This is a genomic window from Isoptericola sp. AK164 (assembly GCF_029643425.1).
Taxonomy (GTDB): domain Bacteria; phylum Actinomycetota; class Actinomycetes; order Actinomycetales; family Cellulomonadaceae; genus Isoptericola; species Isoptericola haloaureus.
Window position 1 is genome coordinate 2755802 of sequence record NZ_CP119106.1, and the last position, 22136, is coordinate 2777937.

The 22136-nt window shown below is 73.0% G+C and carries 19 protein-coding genes; 5 read left to right on the plus strand and 14 right to left on the minus strand.

Translation table 11 applies throughout. From position 1 onward, the window contains the following. Positions 1-6: 6 nt before the first annotated feature. Genes PO879_RS12720 through PO879_RS12750 form a run of 7 tightly spaced genes read right to left on the minus strand, consistent with a single transcriptional unit; the run spans position 7 to position 7680 of the window. Positions 7-1431: a DUF4038 domain-containing protein gene (locus PO879_RS12720; protein ID WP_278235249.1), complete on the minus strand. Its 1425-nt coding sequence runs from the start codon at positions 1429-1431 to the stop codon at positions 7-9. Next, complete coding sequence (locus PO879_RS12725; RefSeq protein ID WP_278235250.1) at positions 1428-2609, minus strand: polysaccharide pyruvyl transferase family protein; 1182 nt, start codon at positions 2607-2609, stop codon at positions 1428-1430. The genes PO879_RS12720 and PO879_RS12725 overlap by 4 nt, the downstream gene beginning before the upstream one ends. Beyond that, on the minus strand, positions 2606-3523 hold the full coding sequence (locus PO879_RS12730; protein ID WP_278235251.1) for a glycosyltransferase family A protein: 918 nt from the start codon (positions 3521-3523) through the stop codon (positions 2606-2608). The genes PO879_RS12725 and PO879_RS12730 overlap by 4 nt, the downstream gene beginning before the upstream one ends. Continuing rightward, positions 3520-4719 carry a polysaccharide pyruvyl transferase family protein gene (locus tag PO879_RS12735; protein WP_278235252.1) on the minus strand — a complete coding sequence of 400 codons (1200 nt, stop codon included), beginning with the start codon at positions 4717-4719 and terminating at the stop codon, positions 3520-3522. Before PO879_RS12735 ends, PO879_RS12730 begins: the two co-directional genes overlap by 4 nt. Next, the gene (locus tag PO879_RS12740) at positions 4716-5327 is read right to left on the minus strand and encodes a PIG-L family deacetylase (protein ID WP_278235253.1); all 612 of its coding nucleotides are present in this window, start codon (positions 5325-5327) and stop codon (positions 4716-4718) included. Before PO879_RS12740 ends, PO879_RS12735 begins: the two co-directional genes overlap by 4 nt. 41 nt (positions 5328-5368) lie before the next feature. Continuing rightward, positions 5369-6247 carry a glucose-1-phosphate cytidylyltransferase gene (locus tag PO879_RS12745; protein WP_278235254.1) on the minus strand — a complete coding sequence of 293 codons (879 nt, stop codon included), beginning with the start codon at positions 6245-6247 and terminating at the stop codon, positions 5369-5371. Continuing rightward, on the minus strand, positions 6244-7680 hold the full coding sequence (locus PO879_RS12750; protein WP_278235255.1) for a glutamate-1-semialdehyde 2,1-aminomutase: 1437 nt from the start codon (positions 7678-7680) through the stop codon (positions 6244-6246). Before PO879_RS12750 ends, PO879_RS12745 begins: the two co-directional genes overlap by 4 nt. Positions 7681-7847: 167 nt before the next feature. Here PO879_RS12750 and rfbC point away from each other — a divergent pair, with 167 nt between their 5' ends. Next, positions 7848-8396: a dTDP-4-dehydrorhamnose 3,5-epimerase gene (rfbC, locus tag PO879_RS12755; protein ID WP_278235256.1), complete on the plus strand. Its 549-nt coding sequence runs from the start codon at positions 7848-7850 to the stop codon at positions 8394-8396. A gap of 73 nt (positions 8397-8469) precedes the next feature. Here rfbC and PO879_RS12760 read toward each other — a convergent pair whose 3' ends face one another. After that, positions 8470-9654: a class I SAM-dependent methyltransferase gene (locus tag PO879_RS12760; RefSeq protein ID WP_278235257.1), complete on the minus strand. Its 1185-nt coding sequence runs from the start codon at positions 9652-9654 to the stop codon at positions 8470-8472. A 49-nt stretch (positions 9655-9703) separates the two neighbouring features. Beyond that, entirely contained in the window at positions 9704-10726 is a 1023-nt protein-coding gene (locus PO879_RS12765; RefSeq protein WP_278235258.1) for an SDR family oxidoreductase, read from the minus strand. Positions 10727-10925: 199 nt separating this feature from the next. Between PO879_RS12765 and PO879_RS12770 the strand changes: the two genes are divergently transcribed. The 4 genes from PO879_RS12770 to PO879_RS12785 are packed head-to-tail and all read left to right on the plus strand — an operon-like array spanning position 10926 to position 16565. Beyond that, the gene (locus PO879_RS12770; RefSeq protein ID WP_278235259.1) at positions 10926-12950 is read left to right on the plus strand and encodes a glycosyltransferase; all 2025 of its coding nucleotides are present in this window, start codon (positions 10926-10928) and stop codon (positions 12948-12950) included. Further along, positions 12947-14290: an O-antigen ligase family protein gene (locus PO879_RS12775; protein ID WP_278235260.1), complete on the plus strand. Its 1344-nt coding sequence runs from the start codon at positions 12947-12949 to the stop codon at positions 14288-14290. Before PO879_RS12770 ends, PO879_RS12775 begins: the two co-directional genes overlap by 4 nt. Continuing rightward, positions 14287-15351 (plus strand): glycosyltransferase family 4 protein, encoded by a 1065-nt coding sequence (locus PO879_RS12780; RefSeq protein ID WP_278235261.1) that lies wholly within the window; start codon positions 14287-14289, stop codon positions 15349-15351. The genes PO879_RS12775 and PO879_RS12780 overlap by 4 nt, the downstream gene beginning before the upstream one ends. Further along, positions 15342-16565 carry a glycosyltransferase gene (locus PO879_RS12785; RefSeq protein WP_278235262.1) on the plus strand — a complete coding sequence of 408 codons (1224 nt, stop codon included), beginning with the start codon at positions 15342-15344 and terminating at the stop codon, positions 16563-16565. The genes PO879_RS12780 and PO879_RS12785 overlap by 10 nt, the downstream gene beginning before the upstream one ends. Here PO879_RS12785 and PO879_RS12790 read toward each other — a convergent pair. The 5 genes from PO879_RS12790 to PO879_RS12810 form a co-directional block, all read right to left on the minus strand. Then, entirely contained in the window at positions 16501-17694 is a 1194-nt protein-coding gene (locus PO879_RS12790) for a glycosyltransferase family 4 protein (protein WP_278235263.1), read from the minus strand. The genes PO879_RS12785 and PO879_RS12790 overlap by 65 nt on opposite strands. Continuing rightward, entirely contained in the window at positions 17691-19331 is a 1641-nt protein-coding gene (locus tag PO879_RS12795) for a Wzz/FepE/Etk N-terminal domain-containing protein (protein WP_278235264.1), read from the minus strand. Before PO879_RS12795 ends, PO879_RS12790 begins: the two co-directional genes overlap by 4 nt. After that, complete coding sequence (locus PO879_RS12800; protein ID WP_278235265.1) at positions 19328-20476, minus strand: glycosyltransferase; 1149 nt, start codon at positions 20474-20476, stop codon at positions 19328-19330. Before PO879_RS12800 ends, PO879_RS12795 begins: the two co-directional genes overlap by 4 nt. Before the next feature lie 114 nt (positions 20477-20590). After that, positions 20591-21193: an aminoacyl-tRNA hydrolase gene (pth, locus tag PO879_RS12805; RefSeq protein WP_278235266.1), complete on the minus strand. Its 603-nt coding sequence runs from the start codon at positions 21191-21193 to the stop codon at positions 20591-20593. A 127-nt stretch (positions 21194-21320) separates the two neighbouring features. Next, positions 21321-21935, minus strand: coding sequence for a 50S ribosomal protein L25/general stress protein Ctc (locus PO879_RS12810; protein ID WP_278235267.1), 615 nt, complete (start codon positions 21933-21935; stop codon positions 21321-21323). Between the last annotated feature and the right edge of the window lie 201 nt (positions 21936-22136).

Consider the following 22136-nt stretch of genomic DNA (forward strand, 5'->3'; position numbering starts at 1 on the left):
CGACGCTCAGCCCGGGTCGTGCGTACCGAGCACGAGCAGCCAGTCGTGGTCGCCAGCGGAGTTGGCGCCCGGCGTCGTGATCGACCCGTCGGGCACCGTCTCCGTCGCCTCACCCGTGGTCGGGTCGACCCACCACGCACGGGCCCCGTCCACCAGGCGCCCGACGTCCAGGGTGATGGTCCGCTCGGTGGGGACGTAGACGAGGGCCAGGTCACCGCCCGGGCTGACGGAGGCCGTCGCGAGGTCGGTCTCGAGCTGGTCGAAGGCCTCGGGGTCGCCACCGACGCCACCGGTCAGCAGCTCGCCGGTGTCCGGCACGAGCGTCCACCACGGCAACGACGCCACGACGCCACGGATCCGGGCGACCTGCTCCGCGCCCTCCGAGCTCAACCGTCCCTGCCACCCGGGCAGGAACTCCCAGTCGTCGGTGCCGTAGACGTCGCCGGGTGACCCGGAGGTGATCGCCCACAGGACCTGCCGTCGCAGTGTCTCCGTCGTCGTGGGCGGCCCCCCGGTGTTGTTCTCGCCCTCGTAGTTCGACTCCCCGAGCAGCGCAGGACGGACGGGTCGGCTGTCGTACGCCTCCCTGACGGCCTCGTACACCGGCTGATACGTGTAGACGAAGTCCCAGTCCACGAGCGGACCCCAGTGCGCGTCCTGCCCCGGGAACCGCACGGAGATGAGCTGGGCCGAGAACGGCCGGTCGTCGCCCGTGGACCGGATCCCGTCCTGCACGGCCTCGAGACATTCGTCGGTGCCGGGTTCAGGGGTGTAGTCACCTCCGGTCATCCACAGGACGTTCGGCAGGTCAGCGGCCCACTCACCGACCATCGCGCCGTACTGCCGGCACACGTCGGTCGACGGCAACCCGAACGGTTCGTCGAGGACCCAGCTGTCCAGAGGGTAGAGCAACACCGTAAGGCCCAGCTCGGCCGCGCGCTCCAGGGTCGCGTGCGCCCGGTCCCAGTACGGCGCGTTCCATCGGGTCACGTCACCGTCGGTGAAGGGCAGCAGTCCGTCCACGGTCGCACCGTCGGCCGACGGCCCACCGTTCGCCGGGTTGCCCAGGAGCGAGACGACGAGCGTGTTGAACCCTTGCTCCGACCGGGTCGCCAGGTACGTCTCCGACTCGTCGGGTAGGAGGTCCACGAGCAACGACCACGGCGAGTCCCCGGCCACGAGGATCGGCTCGCCGTCCTGGTCGACGAAGTAGCGTCCGTCCTCCGAGACCGTCGAGACGAGGCGTGGGTTCCCGGCGGCCGTGCTGCGGGCCGTGGAGGGGTCGACGGACCGCACCGGTGCATCGGCGGCCGGCGGCCGCTCGTACCAGCCGTCCTGGGTCGGCGTGCCCGTGCGCAGCTCCCGGTAGGCGACGGCGGCCCCGGCGAGGACCACGGCGACGACGGCCAGCACGACGAGCAGGCGCCTCATGACGGCATCCTCTCGGTGACGCGGAGCCCGAGCAGGGCGCGAACCCGGGCATCCTGGTCCCGCACGGCCGCCCGGTCGCGTGCGGCCACGGCCCGCACCCGAGCCGCCTCCGCCGGGTGGTCGGCGAGTATCTCGCGGACCTGAGCGACGATCGCGGCGACGTCGTACGCGTCACGGTCGTGCGCCCGGTCGGACGGGCCGTACGCCGTCACCAGCGACTTCTGCTTGTGACCGTATCCGGTGGCGACCACCGGGACCCCCTCGCTCACGGCCGCGACGAGATTGTGGTATCGGGCGGCCACGAGAACGTGGCAACCGTCCAGGGCACGCGCGACCTCTTCCACCGTGCGCGCCTCGCTGAGCTCGACGGGCGCATCCGGGTCGGCGACCCTGGCACGATGCACCACCGGCACAGCGACGCGGAGGTCCAGCTGCTCGCCGGTCACCACCCGGACCCTCATCCCCTCGTCGAGCAGGGCACGGACCAGGTGGGTGCTGCGATCCGTGGTCACCTCGCGGTCGGCGTCACGCTCCGAGCCACCCCAGTCCATCACGCCGACGGCGACGAGGGGATCAGACCGTGCAGCGCCCCCGGTATCGTGCTCGGTCACGGGCTCACGGCCGAGCACGAGGTCCGGCACGACCTCGACCTCCCGGTGCACCCCCAACGCCGCGACCGCCCTGGCCGACTCCTGGTCGCGCACGGTCAGCACGTCGGACCATGCGAGGGTCCGCGCGAAGAACCAGCGCACCCCGCGCGTCCCGCGGTCGTCGACCCCGACACTGAGCAGCAGCAGAGGGCGACGCCACAGGCGGGACCAGACCGCCAGCCAGAACAGCGAGAACGGGATGCCACGAGGGCGCACTCCCTGTCCCTCGAAGATGCCCGTGCCGGGGACCACGACGGCATCCACCGACCGCACCGTACCGGCGAGGTGCGCGACGTCGCCCACGCGACCGAGCAGGCTGGTGATCCCGCGCCGGGGCGGTCCGGGCCGTCGGATCTCCACCGCCTCGACCCCGTGCTCGGCAGCGACCACGGCCGGGAGCTGCGCCACCGCGACCGGCCTCGCGTCCGTGCCGTCGAGGATGCGCAGCCCGCTGTCCAGCGAGGCCTCGTTCCCGTAGTTGCCGGTGCCGGTCTCGCCGAAGAACGCGATCCGTCGCACCGGCCTCATGCGGCCCTCCGGCGGTCCCCCACGAGCCCGGCGTCCCAGGGCAGACGGACCAGGTCCCCGGCGACGCTGCGCCATCCGGGAACGGTCCAGCGACCGAGCACGGTGGCCGCGCACCGGGCGCGCTCCGCACGGTCGAGCGGTGCGGACGCCACCGCCTGCAGCAGCAGCGCTGTCGACCTCGAGTACGGGAACACCGTCCGCGGGCGGCTCGGGTCCACCCACGCGGCCTCCGAGGCGCGGTCCCCACCGTGCCGCCCCTCGTGGACGCGGATCTGCAGCAGCCCCCGCTCGGGCACCACCTCGAGGCGCCCGGCCAGCGAAAGCGCCGCGGGCAGCACCATCTCTCCCGCCGTGGACACGGACACACCCCCCGCCCCACGCGCCGCGGCCGTACGCATCAGGCCGAACCCGACCTGCCCGACCATGCGGCGCAGCACGGTGGCCAGCCGCCGGTGCGGGGCGGCTGCCGCCATGCCGTCGGCGAGGTCGGCGTCACCGTCCTTATGATGGCCGACCTCGCGGTCCTGCGAGTCGACGAGCACCACGCGGGGGACCGCGCACACCGCTGCCGTACCGGCGTCGTCGAGAACCTCGACGCTACGGCGCAACCACGACGCCTCACGCACGTCGTCGTGGTAGGCCCACGCGAACAGCGGTGAGCGCGCGTGGTCGAGCAACCACGCCGCGTTGCGCCCGCCGCCGATGTTCGCCTCGTGCCGCACGTACGAGAACCGGGGGTCGCGAGCGGCGACCGCACGAGCGATCTCCTGGGTACCGTCCGTGGAGGCGTTGTCCGCCACGACCACGGCGAAGTCGTCGACGTCCTGCCGCTCCAGCGCCGCCAGGGCACGAGGCAGGTAGCGCTCGCCGTCGTGCACGGGCACGCCGATCGTCACGCGGGGTGCGGCGCTCATGTGGTCACTCCTCTGCGCTCGAGCCTGGCCAGCACCTCGTCGTACCCGTGCAGCGTCCGTTCCCGGGCGACGTCGACCCATGCGCTGATGTCGCGCGACAGCGCGTCGCGCTTGTCCGTCACCGCGTCGAGCGACCCGACGAGCTCCTCGGACCGGAAGGTGTGGGCGCCGACCCGGTAGGCTCCCAACCCCAGGTCCTCCGACAGGATCCCGACCTTGTCCGCGTGCTCGACCGCCACGAAGGGGACCGCGTCCAACGCCGCGGCGATCAGGATGTGGAACCGGCTGCCGATGACCACCCGGGCACCGGCGAGCTCACGCAGCACCTCGTCGAAGTTGCGGGGCACCCGGAGCGTGAGCGTTCCCGAGGTCCTGTCCCTCGTGGCCTCCTCGACCACCTGACGTGCCACCGCGACGTCCGCTGCGTCGGACACGACGACGCGCACGCGCTCGCCTCGGTCGAGCAGCGCCGCGACGAAGCGGCATATCTCGCCGCTGTAGCGCCGACGCTCCTCGTCCGTCGCCTCGGGCGCACCGGCGGCGGAGGGCACGTCGATGACGCTCACCACGACGGGGCCGTCCTGGACCTCGGGCCGACGTGGGGGGAGGGCCGTCCGCCCGATCACGACGTCGTCCATCAGCACGTCGCGTGAGGTGTCCACACCCGCAGACCGGACGGCCTCGAGCGTGACCACGTCACGGTACGAGCGGATGCACGCCGTCGCCGCCGCTGCACGCACCGTCCACCGGGTGAGCCTGCGCGAGTACCGGCTCCCACCGACGGCGAGCCAGAGGTAGGGGGTGCGGCGGCACCGGGCCGCGACGCCGGCGAGGAGCAGCGACAGGAGCGTCCCACGGGGTAGCCCTCCCTGGCCGACCTCGAGCGCACCCGTGCCGGGGACGACGATCACGTCGAAACGGCCCGCGATCCGCAGCAGGTGGATCAGGTCGAGGACGAGCCGGACGACCTTGGCCGCGCCGGAGGCATGCATCGGACCGCGATAGGCCCACCGGGCGCGGGCGTCCCACGCGGGCCGGCCGAGCTCCTCCTGGGCGGCGGCGGGCTCGCGGCTGAGGATCGTGACGTCGACGTCTCCCGGACCGGCTTCGAGCATGGCGATCACCTGGGCCGCCGACGCGTCGTTGCCGATGCTGCTGACACCCAGCTCCGCGAGCAACGCGACCCGGGTGGTCATGATGCGCCCGCCCTCAGGTCCAGGCGCTGCTTACGGACGGTGAACCCCTCGGCGTAGGTCGACCGACATTCCATCCCCCGCAAGCGCATCAGCCCCAGGAACGTCTCGTCGTCCCACCAGTCACGCCCCACCTGGGACGGGTAGTGCTTGGCGAGCAGCTCGACCTTGCGGCGTGCGTCGGCCGCGTCGACCGGTACGTAGGTGGAGACGCGGCGCAGGTCGCCGTCCCACTTGGGGATCTCGTACTCCAGCACGAGGGCGTCACGCCAGACCGTCGGGACGAGCTCTGCGACGAGCCGGTGGTCCTGGTGGGCGTCGTCACGGCCGGGCGCCAGGACGAGGTCTATCGCCCCGGGACCGAGATCCCGGGCGAGCTCCTCCAGCGCACCCTTGACGGCACCCCAGTGCGCCGGCAGGTGACCGTCCGGCAACGACCAGAACCGGCTGGTCGCCCCCGGCAGGAACGACTGCGCCGCGGCCTCCGCCTCCGCGCGGCGTTCCGGCGTTCCCGTGAGCGTGGCGAACGTGGCCGCGACCCCGCCCCTCGCTGCGAGTCCCAGCAGCGTGCCTCCGCACGCGATCTCGATGTCGTCAGGATGAGCCGCCACGCACAGGACCCGCAACGGGCCCACAGGGAGAGCCAGTCCGATCACGGATTGCCCCCCGCCACGACAGGGCTTGCCGCAGCATCCATGCTCCTGACGGCCTTACCGGCCTCGATGTCGGGAACCGGGAGCCCGCGGTGCTGGACGTCCTGGTCCCACACCGCCCACGGCCGGTGCCCCGAACGGTTCATCTCGTCCAACGCCGTCCGCTCCTTGAGCGTGTCCATCGGCGCCCAGAACCCGCTGTGCGGGTGCACCCGGAATCGGCCGGCCCGCGCGGCCCGCACGCACGCGTCCATCACGAGGTCCTCGCCCTCGCCCAGGTAGTCGAAGATGCCCTGGCGCAGCACGAAGTAGCCGCCGTTGATGCACATGGTCATGCCGGCCACGGGCTCGAGTCCGTGCATGGTGCCGTCACCGTCGTACTGCACCACGTGGAACGAGTCCTGGGGCGGGACCGCCATGAGGCTCCCGACGGCGTCGGTCGCGAGGAAGTCGTCGATGATCGTGTTCATCGGGGCGTCCGTGAGGACGTCGCCGTAGTTCGCGAGGAAGACGTCGTCGTCCTCGAGGTACGGTCGCACGCGGCGCAGCCGCTCCCCGATGGCGGTGTCCATGCCGGTGTCGACGAACGTGATGCGCCAGTCGCTGATGTCGCTCGACAGCAGCTCGACGTGCTCGCCCCCCTTGGTGAGCACGAAGTCGTTGGAGTGAGTCTCCCGGTAGTCGAGGAAGTAGTCCTTGACCGCGTTCGCGCCGTACCCCAGGCACAGCACGAACTCCGTGTGCCCGAAGTGCGCGTAGTACTTCATGATGTGCCACAGGACGGGCCGCGACCCGATCGACATCATCGGCTTCGGCAACGAGTCAGGGCCGGAGCGCATCCTCATGCCGAGACCGCCGCAGAACAGTACGACCTTCATGACGCGACCTCCTCGGGCGCGGTGGTGTCCTTCGCCGGTGCGTCCGGCAGGCGGCGGGGCGCGGCGCGCTCCCGCATGGCGGGGGCCACGGGCCGGCCGCGCAGCAGCCCGTCCGTGGTGCCCGCGTCGACCGCGCGGCGGTAGTCCTCCAGGGCTCCACGCACCGCCGCGACGGTGTGCTCGACGTCGGCGTCCGTGTGCGCGGCCGAGATGACGAACGACTGGGCCAGCACCCCCCGCTCGAGCAGCCCCTGGAGCATCAGGGTGCGGAACGCCTGCGACGGGTTGCCCTCGTGGTCCCGCGTGCCGAAGACGAGGCACGAGTCGCGCCCCATGACGGTCACGTGCGCCGAGAGTCCGGCCGCGGCCACGACCTGCTCGACGCCGGTACGCAGCTTGGCGCCCTGCGCCTCCATCTGCGCGACCACGTCGCGCTCGGCGTAGACGTCCGCCACGGCCAGGTAGGCGGCCAGCCCGGTCGTCTCCGCACCGTGCGTGGTCGAGAGCAGGAACGCTCGGGACGCGTCCGTGTTGAGCCCGCCCACCTCCATCAGGTCGGCGCGGCCCGCGAGCGCCGAGACGGAGAACCCGTTGCCGAGCGCCTTGCCCCAGGTCGACAGGTCCGGGACGACGCCGTACACGGACTGCGCGCCGCCGGCGGCCCAGCGCATCCCGGTGATCATCTCGTCGAAGATCAGCACGAAGCCCTCGCGGTCGGCCAGCTCGCGCAGGCCCTCGAGGAAACCGGGCGCGGGTTCCGCCGTCGCCGTGGCCTGCTCCAGGATCAGGGCCGCCACCCGACCGGGATGGGCGTCGAGCATCGCCCGCACCGAGTCCAGGTCGTTGTACCGGAAGCCGACCGTCAGGTCGCGGTGCGCCTGCGGGATGCCGGCGGACATCGCCGTCGTCGAGACGAACCAGTCGTCGGTGGAGAAGAAGGGCTGCGTGCTGCAGATCGCGACGAGGTCGCGCCCGGTCGCGACACGGGCGAGCTTGACCGCGGCCGTGGTGACGTCGGAGCCGTTCTTGGCGAACTTCACCATCTCGGCGCCCGGCACCTGGTCGACGAACCGTTCCGCGGCCCGCAGCTCCCACACGGTCGGCCGGGAGAAGTTCACGCCGTCCGCGGCCGCCCGCGCGACCGCGTCGACCACGGGCCGGTAGCCGTGCCCGAGCGTGACCGCCCGCAAGCCCATGCCGTACTCGACGAACCAGTTGCCGTCGAGGTCCTGCACCCGCGCGCCGTCCCCCCGCACCAGCACGGGCGCCATGTGCTCGGGGTACTGGTCGGAGCCTCGCGCGTAGGTGTGCGCGCCGCCCGGCACGAGCTCGTGCAGCCGCCGCTGCGCCGCGGCCGATGCGCTGAAGGCTCTCGGCGTCCGTTCCGACGCCGACAGGAGGTCTGGTGTGTGCGTGGCCTCGACCTGGGTCATCTCGTCGCTCCTCGCCATGGAAGCCGTGGACGTTCCCAGTCTGCGCACCCGCCGACGATCGGCGGAAGGCAGGATCCGCGAGTTCACCCGGCCTGCTGGCTCCCCCGGACGAATTTCATCCGCTCGGCCCCGCCCGTGCGTCCGCCTGCCGTCCTAGCGTGTGGGACATGAGGATCATCGAGACGTCCATCCCCGGGCTCACGGTCTTCGAGCCGACTCCGCACCGCGACGAGCGCGGGTACTTCTCGCGCACCTTCGACGTGAACGTCATGGCCGAGGCCGGCATCGACCCGGCAGGCTTCAAGCAGGAGAACCAGTCGCGTTCCTACCAGGGCGTGGTCCGTGGGCTGCACGGCCGGTCGAACAAGGGCGAGGCCAAGCTGGTGCGGTGCGCACACGGCGCGGTGCTCGACGTCGCGATCGACGCCCGTCCCGACTCGCCCACGTTCGGGCAGATGGAGACGTTCCTCCTCGACGACCAGCTCTGTCGCCAGGTGTACATCCCCCGGGGGTTCCTGCACGGCTACCAGGCGCTGACGTCGGTCACGGACTTCGTCTACCGCATCGACGACTTCTACGGACCGGACGAGGACGTCACCGTGAGCTTCGACGACCCCGATCTTGCCGTGCCGTGGCCGGCCCCCGTGACGATCGTGAGCCAGCGTGACCGACACGCCATGTCCTGGGTCGACTACCGGGCGTCCCTCGGTCGGTGACGCACCCGACGACGGCCGGACCACGTCGAGGGGCCGGGACGCCGCGCGGCGTCCCGGCCCCTCGACGTGCGGGTCAGACGGGTTCCACCTCGCGCGGCATCGGGTCGAGGACGACCCACCGCCCACCGTTCGCCTCGATCTGCGGCAGCGCTCGACGCACCTCGTCGAGGAGGTCGGGGACGAACAGCAGCACCCGCTCCGGGCGCAGCTCGACGAGGTCGTCGGGCGAGACGATGGGGATGCGGTTGCCCGGCATCGTCCGGCCGTGCTTGGCCGTGGAGGCGTCCGCGACGGCCACGACGTCCGTCGCCTCGATCCCCGACGCCCGCAGCAGCGCCGACGTCCGCGAGGCCGCGCCGTAGCCCGCCACCCGGAGCCCACGCGCCGTGGTGTCCGCCAGGTACTCGCCGATCGCCGCGACCGACTCGCGCAGCGCGACTCCGAGCCCGGCGACCGACGAGGGGTCGAGCACGCCCTCCGCCGTCTCGCGCTCGACCATGGCCGTGACCTCCGGCGACTGCTCGCCCCAGCGGGAACCGTCCTTGGCGAGGGCGAGCATGATGGTGCCCCCGTACAGCGGGTACTCCCACACCCCGACGGCGGTGAGCCCCACCTCCTCGGCCATGCGGACCAGGGCAGGAGTCGAGTAGTAGGCGAAGTGCCCGTGCCGCAGCGCGTTCCAGATGCCGCCCCGCATGATCGCCGCGAGCGTGTGGTACTGCATGAGGAGGACGCCGTCGTCCGCGAGCCGATCACGACGCTCGACCAGCGCGGCCCGCTGGTCGGCGTCGTGCATCATCCCGAAGATGTCGACCATGAGCTCGGCCGGTCCCTCGGTGACCTCGATCATGTCGCGGCGGGCGAGCTGGTCGACCCAGCTGCCACCGTGCGGGCTCGGGTACTCGAGGACTCGGGTGCCCCGACGGACGAAGCCGGCCGCCTCCGCCTGGTCGACGGCGGCCTCGGCCTGCGCGACGAGCGCGGCGGGTTCGACCCCGCGCGGCTCCTCGGGCGTCGTCGGGTCGGTCTCCAGCTGCGCGAGACCCGACGACGTGCCGAACACCATACGCAGGGGGTGCTCCGGGTCCGGTGCGGCGTCGGACGGCGCGGGAAAGAGGTCGGCCGGCGGCTGCATCCCGAGGTCGAGGACGACCACGCCCTCGCCGGAACCGTTCCACCGGTCACGCCAGGCGGGGTCGGGCAGGGACCCGTCCGCCGCGCTCTGCGGGGTCGAGCCGGGTGTCGCGATGTCGGTCATGAGGTGCTCCCGTTCGTGGTTCCGGATTCGGTGCTCCGTCGACGCTCGCTCAGCTCAGGCGCAGCGTGGCCAGGTCGAGCCGACCTGAGCTCGCCAGGCGACGGATGCGTTCGAGGCGGACGAACCGCTCGCCCTCGAAGTCCTCCGCCGCCAGGCCGCGGTCCGCGGCGTCCTTCCAGATCTCCCGGATGCCGTCCGGGACGGTCCATGCGGGCGCGGCGGCAGGCAGCTGCTCCCGGATCCTCGTGAAGTCCACCCGGTAGTTGCGCGAGTCGGCCCCGGCCCCCGCGGCGAACGTCACGGGAGCCCCGGTGATGTCGCTGACCTGCTCGGCCACGGTTCGGATCTGCACCACGTCCTCGTCGCGTCCGACGTTGAACGCCTGGTCGTGGACGACCGCGCGCGGCGCCTCGAGAGCGGCGAGGAAGGCCCGCGAGATGTCCTCCACGTGCACGAGCGGACGCCACGGCGACCCGTCGGACGCCAGCCGGACCTCGCCGCGCGTGAACGCGGTGCCGGTGAGGTTGTTGACGACGATGTCGGCACGCAGCCGAGGCGAGGAGCCGTACGCGGTGGCGTTGCGCAGGTACGTCGGCGAGAAGTCGTCGTCGGCCAGCGCCGCGAGGCCCTGCTCCGCCCTGATCTTCGACTCGCCGTAGGGCGTCACGGGGTGGAACTCGGCGTTCTCGTCCACCGGCGCCTCGCCCGCCGCGCCGTACAGGGAGCAGGACGAGGAGAACAGGAAGCGAGGGACGCCCGCGGCCTTGGCCACCCTGGCCATGTGCACGGTCCCCTCGGTGTTGACCGAGTACGTGGCCTCCGGGTTGAGGTGCCCCAACGGGTCGTTGGAGATGGCCGCGAGGTGGATCACCGCGTCGAACCCCTCGAGGTCCTCGGGCCGTGCGTCCCTGACGTCACCGGTGCGCTGCTCGTAGCCGGTCACCGGGGACCCGAAGTCGCACCCGTCGTACCAGCCGACGTCGAGCCCGACCACGTCGTGACCCGCCTCCTGCAAGAAGGGAACGAGCACGGCTCCCACGTACCCCCGGTCCCCATCGACGAGCACTCTCATGACACTCTCCCGACCTGCGGCTCGCTGTGACGTGCACCCGTCGTCGGGCCACGTGGGGGCGAACATCACGCCCGCGTCCTCGACGCTAGCCAGTGCTCGCGGCGACCGTCAGGTCCTGGCCGGGTGAAAACGGCCGGCCACCGGGTGATTGCGCCGCATCGACGTTCCGTCAGGGGCGTCGGCGCGTGAGTATCGGGACATGAGGATCCTGCGCGTCTCGCACAGCGCCGTGGTCGACGCCTGGCGCGAGCGCGAACGTGAGCTGCGCAGGCTCGGCCACGACGTGCGGCTGCTCTCGGCACGGGCGTGGGACGAGGGCGGTCGCCGGGTCCCGCTCCGGCCCCGACCCGGGGAGCCCGTGCGCGGCGTGGCCACGCTCGGTCGGCACCCCGCGCTGTTCCTGTACGCCCCCGGGCCCCTGTGGCGTGCGCTGGGCGAACAGTGGGACGTGGTCGACGTGCACGAGGAGCCGTTCGCGCTGGCCACGGCCGAGGTGCTCGCGCTGGTGCGCCTGCGGGCCGCGCTGTCCCGACGTCCCCCGCCCCCACTGGTGCTGTACTCGGCGCAGAACATCGCCAAGCGCTACCCGTGGCCGTTCCGAACCCTCGAGCGTGCCGCTCTGCGCAGCGCGGCGGGGATCTCGGTCTGCAACGACCGTGCAGGCCGGATCCTGCGGGAGAAGGGTGCCCGCGGCGTCGTGGCGACGATCCCGCTCGGTGTCGAGCTGCCCGGCCGTGCGTCCGGCACGGGCCGAGCCGCGCAGGAGGCCTCCGCCCCGGAGCTGGTGCGCGTCGGGTACGCAGGTCGGCTCGCACCGCACAAGGGCGTGCCCACGCTGCTCGAGGCCGTGGACGCGGACGAGCGGCTGCACCTGGAGATCGCCGGGGACGGCCCGCTGCGCGACCAGGTCACCGAGGCCGCGGACCGTAGCGCCCGCGTGCAGTGGCACGGGCCGCTGTCAGGGCCGGCCCTCGCGGAGTTCTACCGCGGCCTCGACCTGCTGGCTGTGCCGTCCGTCGACACCCCGGGCTGGGTCGAGCAGTTCGGGCGGGTCGCGGTGGAGGCGATGGCGTCCGGCGTCCCCGTGGTCGCGTCACGCTCGGGAGCTCTGCCCGACGTCGTCGGCGACGACGATGACCCCGACGCCGATCCTGCCGGTGGCCTGCTCGTCCCCCCGGGCGACACCGACGCGCTGCGGGCAGCGCTGCTACGGGTCGGCACGGAGCCCGGCCTCGCGGACCGGCTGCGCGCCGGGGCCCTCGAACGGGCCCGCTCCTGCTCGTGGCCGCGGGTCGCTGCACGCTACGACCGCCTGTACAGCCGCGTCGTCGACGGTCCACAGGACCTCGGGGACCGTCCGCTGCCCGAGGTGCTCGTCGTCGCCTACGGTCGGCCGGACCTCCTGCGCCAGGCGCTGGAACCGCTGGCGGGCAAGTTCCCGCTGACGGTCGTCGACAACTCCTCGCTGCCCGAGATCCGCGAGGCCACGGAGCTGGCGGGGGGCCGCTATCTCGACCCGGGACGCAACGGCGGATTCGGCGCGGGGGTCAACCACGGCCTGGTGCACCGGCAGTTCCCGGGCGCGGACGTGCTGCTGCTCAACCCGGACGCCGTCGTCGGTGCCGACGACGTCCTCGCGCTGCAGCGCGCCCTGCACACCCGGCCCCGCACGGCGTCCGTCGGGCCGCGGCAGGTCGACGCCGGCGGCACTCCGGCCCGTGTGACGTGGCCGTTCCCGTCCCCGGCCGGTGCCTGGGCCGAGGCCGTGGGGCTGCGTCGGCTGCGGCGCACGCGTCCGGATCGCTCGTTTGTGATCGGCTCCGTGCTCCTGCTGCACGCCGACGCGGTGGCGGCCCTGGGCGGGCTGGACGAACGGTTCTTCCTCTACGCCGAGGAGACCGACTGGGCCTACCGTGCGGCGCGTGCCGGCTGGCACCACGAGGTCGTCGACGACGTCGTGGCCACCCACGTCGGCGCAGGCACGAGCAGCGACCCGACGGTCCGGGAACACCACTTCCACGCCTCGCAGGAGCTCTACCACCGCAAGCACTTCGGCGCGACGGGCTGGGCGGTGACTCGGTCGGCCGTGCTGGCCGGCTCCGCCGTGCGCGCAGTGGCGCTGCCGCCCGGCCGGCGCGCCGAGGCCCGCCGGCGCCTGCGCCTGTACCTCCGTGGTCCGGTGCGCGCCCGGGCGGCGGACGTCGCCACGGAGCGCTCCGGATGAGCCCCGCACCGTTCCGCAGCACGGCGTGGTGGCTCGGCGCCGGTGCCGTGCTGGTCCTCGTGGGCGTGCTGGTCGTGGTCGAACCGATGGCGGGGCTGGCCGCCGCGGCGGCCGTGCTCCTGGTCGGTCTGACGGCGATGTACCCCGAGGCGCTGCCGCTGGCGAGCATGGCCACCCTGCTGGTCATCGAACGGGTGGGCGGCGACGCCGTGAACCTCTCGGCGAGCGACGCCGTGCTCTTCGTGGCGTTCTGGGTCGCCGTGGTGCTCGCGCCGCGACCCTTCTCCCGGCCCCTGCGCACCCTGCTGTGGCTGACGGTCTTCTACCAGGCCGCGACCCTGTTCACCGTGGTCGTGAACCCCTACGTCGCCAACACCGTCGAGTGGTTCCACGCGTGGTTGCTCACCGGCGGGGCGCTGGTCGTGGGGTGGGCGGTCGGCCGGTCGGGTCGAGCATCCGTGGGGCTCGGCCTCGTCGCGGCGGGAGCCGCCGGGATCGCCGTGCTGACCGTCGGCACGGCGGCGCTCGGCTTCCTCTCCACGGGGCAGCTGGACGAGGTCTACCTGGAGTGGCCGTGGGGTATGCACAAGAACTTCATCGGCTGCGTGCTCGCGTTCGTCGCCACGATCGCCTTCGCGCGCCCGTCGTGGCTGGGCTGGTCGCGGTGGATCACCTCCGGACTGTTCTGGCTCTGCACGGCCGGGATCCTCGCCTCGCAGTCCCGGCAGGCCCTGGTCGGCCTCGGGGTGGCCGTGCTCGTGCTGACGCTGTGGCGCGAACCGGGCCGGCGGCCACGGTGGTTCGTCGTCCTGGCCGTCGTGCCGGCGATGGCGCTCGTCGCCGGGATGGTGCGCGACCAGCTCGAGTCCGGCAACCAGTTCAACTCCGTGTACCAGCGCCTGAGCTGGTACGACCAGGCTCTGGACGTGTGGCGCGACAGTCCCGTGGTCGGGGAGGGCCTGCGCTGGTGGACGGCCGGCCGCACGGACTACGAGTTCCAGCCGCCGAACGCCGAGCTCGAGGTGCTGACGTCCGGAGGCGTCGTCGGGCTGGTCGGTTTCCTCGTCCTCATGCTCGGCTCGGTGATCGTGCTGTGGCGCGTCGACCGACGGTTCGGTGTGCTCGCGGCCACGCTGGTGCTCAACCGTCTGGTGCAGGCGCAGTTCGACCTGTTCTGGGTCTCGGTGCAGGTGTCGGTGCCGTTCGTGCTCGTGGGCGTCATCCTCGGCGCCCGCGAGCGGGAACGGACCCACGTCGCTCCGGATCTCGCCGCGGCCGCCGATCTCACGGAGGCCCGGGCGGGCCGGACGCCGCGCGGGCGGGCGGTGGTCCGCGCATGAGAGTCCTGCACGTCGTGGTCACGGACGCGTTCGCCGGGGTGGAGCGGCACGTCGCGCGACTGGCGCAAGCCCAGTCGGCGCGGGGTCACACCGTCACCGTCGCCGGGGGCGACCCCGGCGCGATGGCGGTCGCGGCACCGGACGTCCGCCGCGTCGCCGCCGCGACCGTCCCGGCCGCCGCCGCGGCGGTCCGACGTGCGGCCGCCCGCACGGACGTCGTGCACGCCCACATGACCGCGGCCGAGCTTGCCACGACGCTGGGCCTGGCCGGCCTCGGCGACGCCCCACCCGTCGTGGCGACGCGGCACTTCGCCCGACGGCGCGGGTCAGGACGCCTCGGCCCTGTCGTCGCGCGTGCGGCCACGCACCGGCTCCGCGCCCAGCTGGCCATCTCACGGTACGTGGCCGACCGCGTCGACGGTGCCGCCGATGGGCCGTGCATCGTCGTCCCGCCCGGCCTGGACCCGGCACCCGAGCCCCCGGACGCCGCGGCACGCTCCGCCGTGGTGCTCGTCGCCCAGCGGCTCGAGGCCGAGAAGGACACGGCCACCGCCGTGCGGGCGTTCGCCGGGTCCGGTCTCGCCGCCGACGGGTGGACGTTGCGCGTGGCGGGCGACGGCGCGCAACGCGACGAGATCGCCCGGCTCGCCGACGACCTCGGGGTCAGGTCCTTGGTGGAGCTCCTCGGGCATCGCGGCGACGTCGACGACCTCATGCGAGACGCCGCGCTGTTCCTGGCGACCTGCCCGGTCGAAGGGCTGGGTCTCAGCGTGCTTGAGGCGATGAGGTCGGGGCTGCCGGTCGTGGCGGTCGGTGCCGGTGGTCACCTGGACACCTCCGGGGTGCTGGACCGCGCGCCGTTGTTCGACCCGGGCGACCACCGCGGTGCGGCCACTCTGCTGGCCGACCTGGCCGGTGACCTCGAGGCCCGACGTCGGCTCGGCCGCGAGGGCCGCACGGTCGCGGCGGGACGGACGCTGGACCGCCAGGTCGAGGGCACCGACGCCGTCTACCGCAGCGTGCTGCGCGCGCCCGTCCCGGCGGAGCGCCGATGGGCCTGACCGAGCCGCACCCCGGACGCCACGACCTCGTGGTGTTCTCCCTAGAGCCGTGGGACGAGGTCTGGCGGCGCAACCAGCACCTCGTCTCCCGGCTGCTGGACGCCGACCCGGAGCTGCACGTGCTGTTCGTGGAACCGCCCGCGGACCCGCTGCACGCGGCGCGCAGCGGTCACCCGCCCCGGCCCGGAGCGGGGCTGCACCCGGTTCCGGGCGACGACCGCTGGAGCGGGCGGCTACGGTTGTACCAGCCCACCAAGTGGCTTCCGCGACGCATCGACCCGCACGGCGACGCCCGTCGCACCCGACGCGCGCAGAGCCTGGCCGGCCGCACGTCCCCGGAGACGACCGTCCTGTGGGTCAACGACCTCGCCGCGGTGTCCGCACTGGACGCCGGTCCTGCGGTGCTCTACGACATCACCGACGACTGGATCGCCGCCGACCGCCCCGCTGCGGCGCACGACCGGCTCGTCGCGGCCGAGAGCCGTCTGCTCCGTGAGGCGGACACCGTCGTCGTGTGCGCACCGGCGCTGGTCCGCACCAAGGGCGGGCACGGACGCCCACCCGTCCTCGTCACCAACGGCGTCGACGAGATCGCCTACTCCGACGCCGTCCCCCGGCCCGCCGACCTGCCGGCGTCGCCGGTCGCGCTGTACGTCGGCACGCTGCACCGGGACCGGCTCGACGTCGGCCTCGCCGTGCGCACCCAACGCGCCCTGGCTGACGTCGGTGGCCGGCTCGTGCTGGTCGGCCCTGTCGCGCTGGACCAGCTCGACCGCGTGCGGCTGGAGTCGACCGGGGTCGTCCTGCTCGGCCCGCGGCCCTTCGGGACCGTCCCGGCCTACCTGCGGCACGCCGACGTCCTGGTCGTCCCGCACGTCGTGGACGCGTTCACGGACAGCCTCAACCCGATCAAGCTCTACGAGTACCGCGCCGCCGGGCGCCCGGTGATCTCCACCCCCGTGGCGGGCTTCCGCGACGAGGGACACCCGACGGTCACGTGCGCGGTCGCCGAGGAGTTCCCGTCGGCGGTCAGCACGCTCGTCCGCGACGTCCTCCGAGGCACGGTGCCGCCGCCCGACGGGTCCCCGACGGAGCTGCCGCGCACGTTGCCGACCTGGGCGCAGCAGGCGACCGCGATGGCCGAGATCCTCACGTCGACGCGGCGCGCAGCCGGCGCGGTCGCCGGCGCGCGCACGCCGCCTCCCAGGCGCTGAAGACCACCTCGGCGGTCCGTCCGACCGCGAACCGTTCGGAGGCGCGCACCCGGGCGCGGTCCGCGCGCTCACGTGCTCGGACCGGATCACGCAGCACCGTCTCGATCGCGCCGGCGAGCGCCTCGGGGTCGCCCGGGGGGACGAGCAGACCGAGCGGCTCCTCTCCCGACGGTGCCAGGATCTCCGGTATCCCCCCGGCGTCGGTGGCGACGACGGGCACAGCCCGGATCATCGCCTCGACGACCACCTGGCCGAACGGCTCCGGCGTCGGGGACGCGTGCACGACCACGGTGGCGCGGTCGATCTCCGCCGTCGGGTCCTCAACGGCCGGTACCCGGTGGACGACGTCGCCGAGACCGAGGTGCTCGATCTCGTGGTCCACACGGCGCGCGTAGTCCTCTGCACCGAACAGCGGGTCCCCGACCAGGCGGAACCGAGCGGCGGGCCACGCGGCGTGCACCGTCGCGGCAGCCCGCACCAGGTCGAGCTGGCCCTTGGTCGGGCTGATCCGGCCCAGCAGCAGCACGACCGGATCGGCCGATCGCTCCGGACGGCGGCCCGGCGCGAGCTCCTGCTCCGGCGCGTACCCGGGATACGCGACGACCATCCCCCGCGCACCTGGGAGCGTCCGAGCCGTCGCCCGCGAGTTGGCGATCACCACGGCCGGGAACCGGCGGGCCGTCCATCGCAGGAACTCGACGAGGGTTGCCGGAAGGTAGTCCACGGCGATCCGGTCGTGCACCCACCACACGAGCGGGACGCGCGCCAGACGTGCCGCAGGCAGGCCCAGGACGTAGGCCTTGAGCGAGTTGGCGTGCACGACGTCGGGCCCGTCCGCGCGCAGGCGACGGGCCAGCCGGGCGACGAACGCCACCCCACGAGGGATGCTGAGCAGCCCGGCGAGCGCGCCCGCCCGGTGCCGGTCGACCGTGGCGATGTCCGGCGCGAGCGGGAGGACGTCCACAGGGACGTGTGCCGCACCGGCCCGTGCGACGAGTTCCCCGTCGGAGAACAGGACCAGGTGCGCGACCACCCGTTCCCGGTCCGACACCGCGAGCAGGCGGAGCAGCGCCAGCTCAGCGCCCCCGACCGCAGCCGTATGGTCGAGCACACTGACGCGGAGCGTCACCGGGTGGCACGCTTCCGGGCCCCGGAGGCGCTGTCCGTCGAGCGGGGTGGGGACGGGACGTCGTGCTCGCCACGGACGTCGATGGGCATGCCACCGGACATGCTGGGAGGCGACCCCGCCGCCTGCCCGGTCACCACGGCGTCCGGCTCCTGGGGGCTCGACGCCGAAGACACCATGTCTCCGCCCTGTCCGTAGGTCGTGGCGTACGCGATCCGGTGGTTGCCGGCGACACCGACGAGAGCGACCCCCAGGAGCCGCACGCCGCTCGTGCGCAGCCGGTCGGCGGCCCGGCCCAGGACGCCGAGACTGGTCTTGCCGGCCGCGGCCAGCAGGAGGGTGCCGTCCGCGTAGCTGCCGAGGATCGTGGCGTCGGCGGCCGCGAGCACGGGAGGCACGTCTATCACCACGACGTCCGCGTCCGCGCGGAGCGAGTCGACCAGTCCGCTGGCCACCGAGGTGGCCAGGAAGTCGGCGGGGTCGAGGGGCTGGTCCGGTACCGGGTAGAGCCGCAGGTTCATGATCGTCGTGGGCCGCAGCTCCCGCGTGCTGCCTCGCCACGTCGGCGGAGGAGGCAGGAGCTCGTCGATCTCGGGGCGGCGCATGTCGCCCGAGAGCACAATCGTCCGACGACCGGACAGGGCCAGCGACACCGCCAGGTTGGCCGTGACGAACGCGCGCGGAACCGCCGGATCGGCCGCTGTGACCACGATGGCGGGGTGGGCGTGGTGCTGGATGCTGACCTGGACAGCCGTGCGCAACTCACGGACGGACTCGGTGAACGGTGTGGCCCGGCGACTGGCGACCGGCAGCACGTCGTGGTCGGCGAAGACCTTCAGACTCTTCCGCAGCCCCGTGACCTCGGCGAGCATCGGGGCGTCCGCGACCTCGGCCGCCTGCTCGATCGTCCGGACACGAACGTCGAGACCTCGGCGCAGGAACGCGATGCCAATCCCCGCCGCGATGCCGGCCAGCACGGCGATGCCGAGGATCGTCACCGCGCCGAGTCCGACCGGGCCGGCCGTCGCAGAGGTCACCACCTGTCCCGGCGAGACGAGGGTGCGGTAGCCGGTCCGTTGGGCCGTCAACAGGTTGAGGGACACCTCTCCGGTGTCCTGCAGCGCGACGGCCTCCGGGTCGTTCTGCCGCACCTTGAGCGTCGCGCGGGCGTCGCGGATCTGCTCGCTCAGGGCCTCGATCTGCACGTCGAGCTCGTCGACCTGTTCCTGCACGACCATCGGCAGGTGGTCGACGTAGGCCGCCGCGTAGGCGTCGGCAGCGGACGCGGCCAATCGTGCGGAGTCGGCCCTCGACGTGATCGTCATGATCTGCGTCTCGGGGTCGAACGCCGCCTCTGTCGCGACCGACCCCAGCTCAGCCACGGTGGTGCCGAGCTCGTCGGCCGCCGCCTGCTCGACCTCGGGGCTGGTCACGACGAGCGGGTCGGGGTCAGCCATCACGGCCCCGGCGTTCTCACCCGATCCTGTCCCGGCCGAGTTCAGCGCGACCGTGGCCGACGCCTCGTACTGGACCTCCTGGCGCTCCGCATAGACGAAGCCGGTGGCCACGACGGCCACGATCGCGACCAGGACGTACCACTTGCCCTGCCAGAGGACGTGGAAGAACTCCCGCAGGGTCATCGGTCACCTCCCACCGCTGAGGACCCGTGCATCTCCTCAGAGACTACTTCTCGGAGGCGACCGATGAAGCGCTCCTCGCTGAAGGAGTCGTAGTGGGCCCTCACCGACTCCGGCGACCACGCTCCCTGCACGGTGTCGGTCACGGCCTCCGCCACGAGCCGCGGCTCGGGTGCCTCGAAGAAGCGTCCGCTGACCCCGTCCGCGACGGTGTCGAGGAATCCCCCCGCGTGCAGTGCCACCGTCGGGACCCCGAACGCACCCGCCTCGAGCGGTGTCAGCCCGTAGTCCTCGAAGGATGCCGCGACCAGGACGGCGGCGTTCCGGTACGTCCAGCGCATCTGGGCGTCGTCGACGCGACCTGCGAAGCGGACCAGCCCCCGAGCCGTCCTGTCCGCGCGGGCCTCCAACCGAGCTCGGTCCGGCCCCGTCCCGACGATCACGAGACGTGCACCGAGCAGACCCGCGGCGTCGATGACGACGTCGACGTTCTTGTACGGCAGGAGACGGGCGACGCACAGGAGGTACCCCGGTTCGACGTCGTCGAGGGGTCGCTCGGGGCCGTCGGGACGCACGGCGCCCGGGGGCGGGAGCACCTCGGCCTCGATGCCGTACACGCGCCGGACGGCACGCTGGACCTCCGTGGAGTTGGTCAGGTAACGATCCGCCCGACCGGCGGCCCGCCGGTCCCACTGACGCAGAGCAGGGCTCATCGTGGCGAGCAGGGCGGCCGTCACCCGGTCGCGGGCCCCGTGCACCTGTCCGTCGACGCCACCCAGGTAGCGCCGGGACTGGTAGAGCCAGCGTGCCGGCGCATGGCAGTAGACGACCGTCCGCCGGGCGCCCTGGTATCCGTGCGCCCATCCGCTGGAGCTGGCGAGCAGGACCTCTCCGTCCACCCGCTGGGCGTCCACGGCCGGTGCGAGCACCGGTAGCGCCGACCGGTGGTGCCGGCGCAGGAGCGGGACCTTGTTGAGAGGTCCGGGACGCAGATCGACGCCGGCGAACCCGGGGAGCGTGCGCGCCGGGTCGTAGAGCGTCGTGTACAGGGGCGATCCGGGGAACGCTCGCTCCATGAGGAGCGCGACACGCTCCGCACCCCCCGGCTGCGTCGCGTAGTCGTGGGCGAGGACGACGCCATCCGTCATTCGAGCCTCCTGCGGGCCCGCCGGGCAGCGGGATCCCCCACCACGGTAGGCCGCGCGGGAGACGTCCGGGGAGGTCTACGGCAGACCTCACCCGGGTGAATCCGCTGGTCATCGTCAGACCCGCTGGTGGTACTTCCCCTGCGCCGCCAGCAGACCCTCGGTCGCGACCATCTCGACGGCGTCGGCGGCGTCCTCGAGCACCATCGGCAGGTCCTTGCGCTCGCTGCCCGAGAAGTCCTTGAGCACGTAGTCGGCCGTGTCCATCCGGCCCGGCGGACGCCCGACACCGACGCGCACGCGCGTGTAGTCGCGGGTGCCGAGGGCCTTGGAGATGTCCCGCAGCCCGTTGTGACCGCCCTCTCCCCCGCCGGTCTTCAGCTTGAGGGAGTCGAACGGGACGTCCACCTCGTCGTGCACGACGAGCACGCGCTCGGGGTCGATCCCGTAGTACTGCGCCAGTGCCGACGTCGGTCCCCCGGAGGTGTTCATGTACGTCGTGGGCTTGGCGAGCACCACGCGCGGGCCGGGGGCCCCGCCGGGCAGCACGCCGAGACGGGTCTCGGCGACGGCCGCCTGGGCGCGGGCGTGCTTCGCGAAGCGGCTGCCGGTCCGCTCCGCGAGCAGGTCGAGCACCATGTGCCCGACGTTGTGGCGGTTGCCGGCGTAGCGCGGTCCGGGGTTGCCGAGACCCACCACCAGCCACGGGGTGTCAGACATGCGTTCCGTCCTTTCGCCAGGTGCAACCTACCGGGCACGCAGAACGCCCGACGACGGCACGTGGCCGCCGCCGGGCGCATCTGCGTGCGGGGCTTCCCGCGGGAGGCAGCTCCCGCAGGAGCCGGGATCACTCGGCGGAGGACTCGCCCTCGGTGGCGTCGGCGGAACCGGCGGCCTCCTCGTCGGCCTCCTCGGCGGACTCCTCGCCGCGCGGCTCGGTGATCGTGACGACCGCGTGCTCCTCGTCGGTCAGCAGCGTGACGCCCGCGGGCATCTCGATGTCGCCGGCGTGGATGTTGTCGCCCGACTCACGGCCCTCGATGGACACGTGGATGTACTCGGGGATCTGGGTGGCGTCGGCCTCGACGGACAGCGTCTGCGACTCGACGAAGTGGATCGTGCCGGGAGCGGACTCGCCCTCGACCTGGACCCAGACGTCGACGGCGATCTTCTCGCCCTTCTTCACCAGCAGCAGGTCGATGTGCTCGATGTCCCAGCGCACCGGGTGGCGCTGGATGTCCTTGACCACGGCGAGCTCGGTGCCGTTGTCGAAGGTGAGCTCGATCAGGGCGTTGGTGTGGCGCACCGCCAGCATGGTGGCGTGGCCCGGCAGCGTGATGTGGACCGGGTCGGTGCCGTGGCCGTACAGGACGGCGGGGATGTTGTTCGCGCGGCGGATGCGGCGGGCGGCGCCCTTGCCGAACTCGGTACGGACCTCGGAGGCGAGCTTGATCTCGGCCATGGGGATCACTCCTGGGAAGGCTGTGCGTGCCGACGGACGGACAGAACCGTCGGCTGCCCGCGACCGAAGCCGGCACGGGCGGGCGGCTGCGTCGGCGTGGGGCACGTGACGGACACGACCGCGGACGCCGCACGGGCGGGCATCAGCACCGCTCCGGCAGCCGCCCAGTCGATCACGGAGGTCCGACGCAGTCCTGCGTCG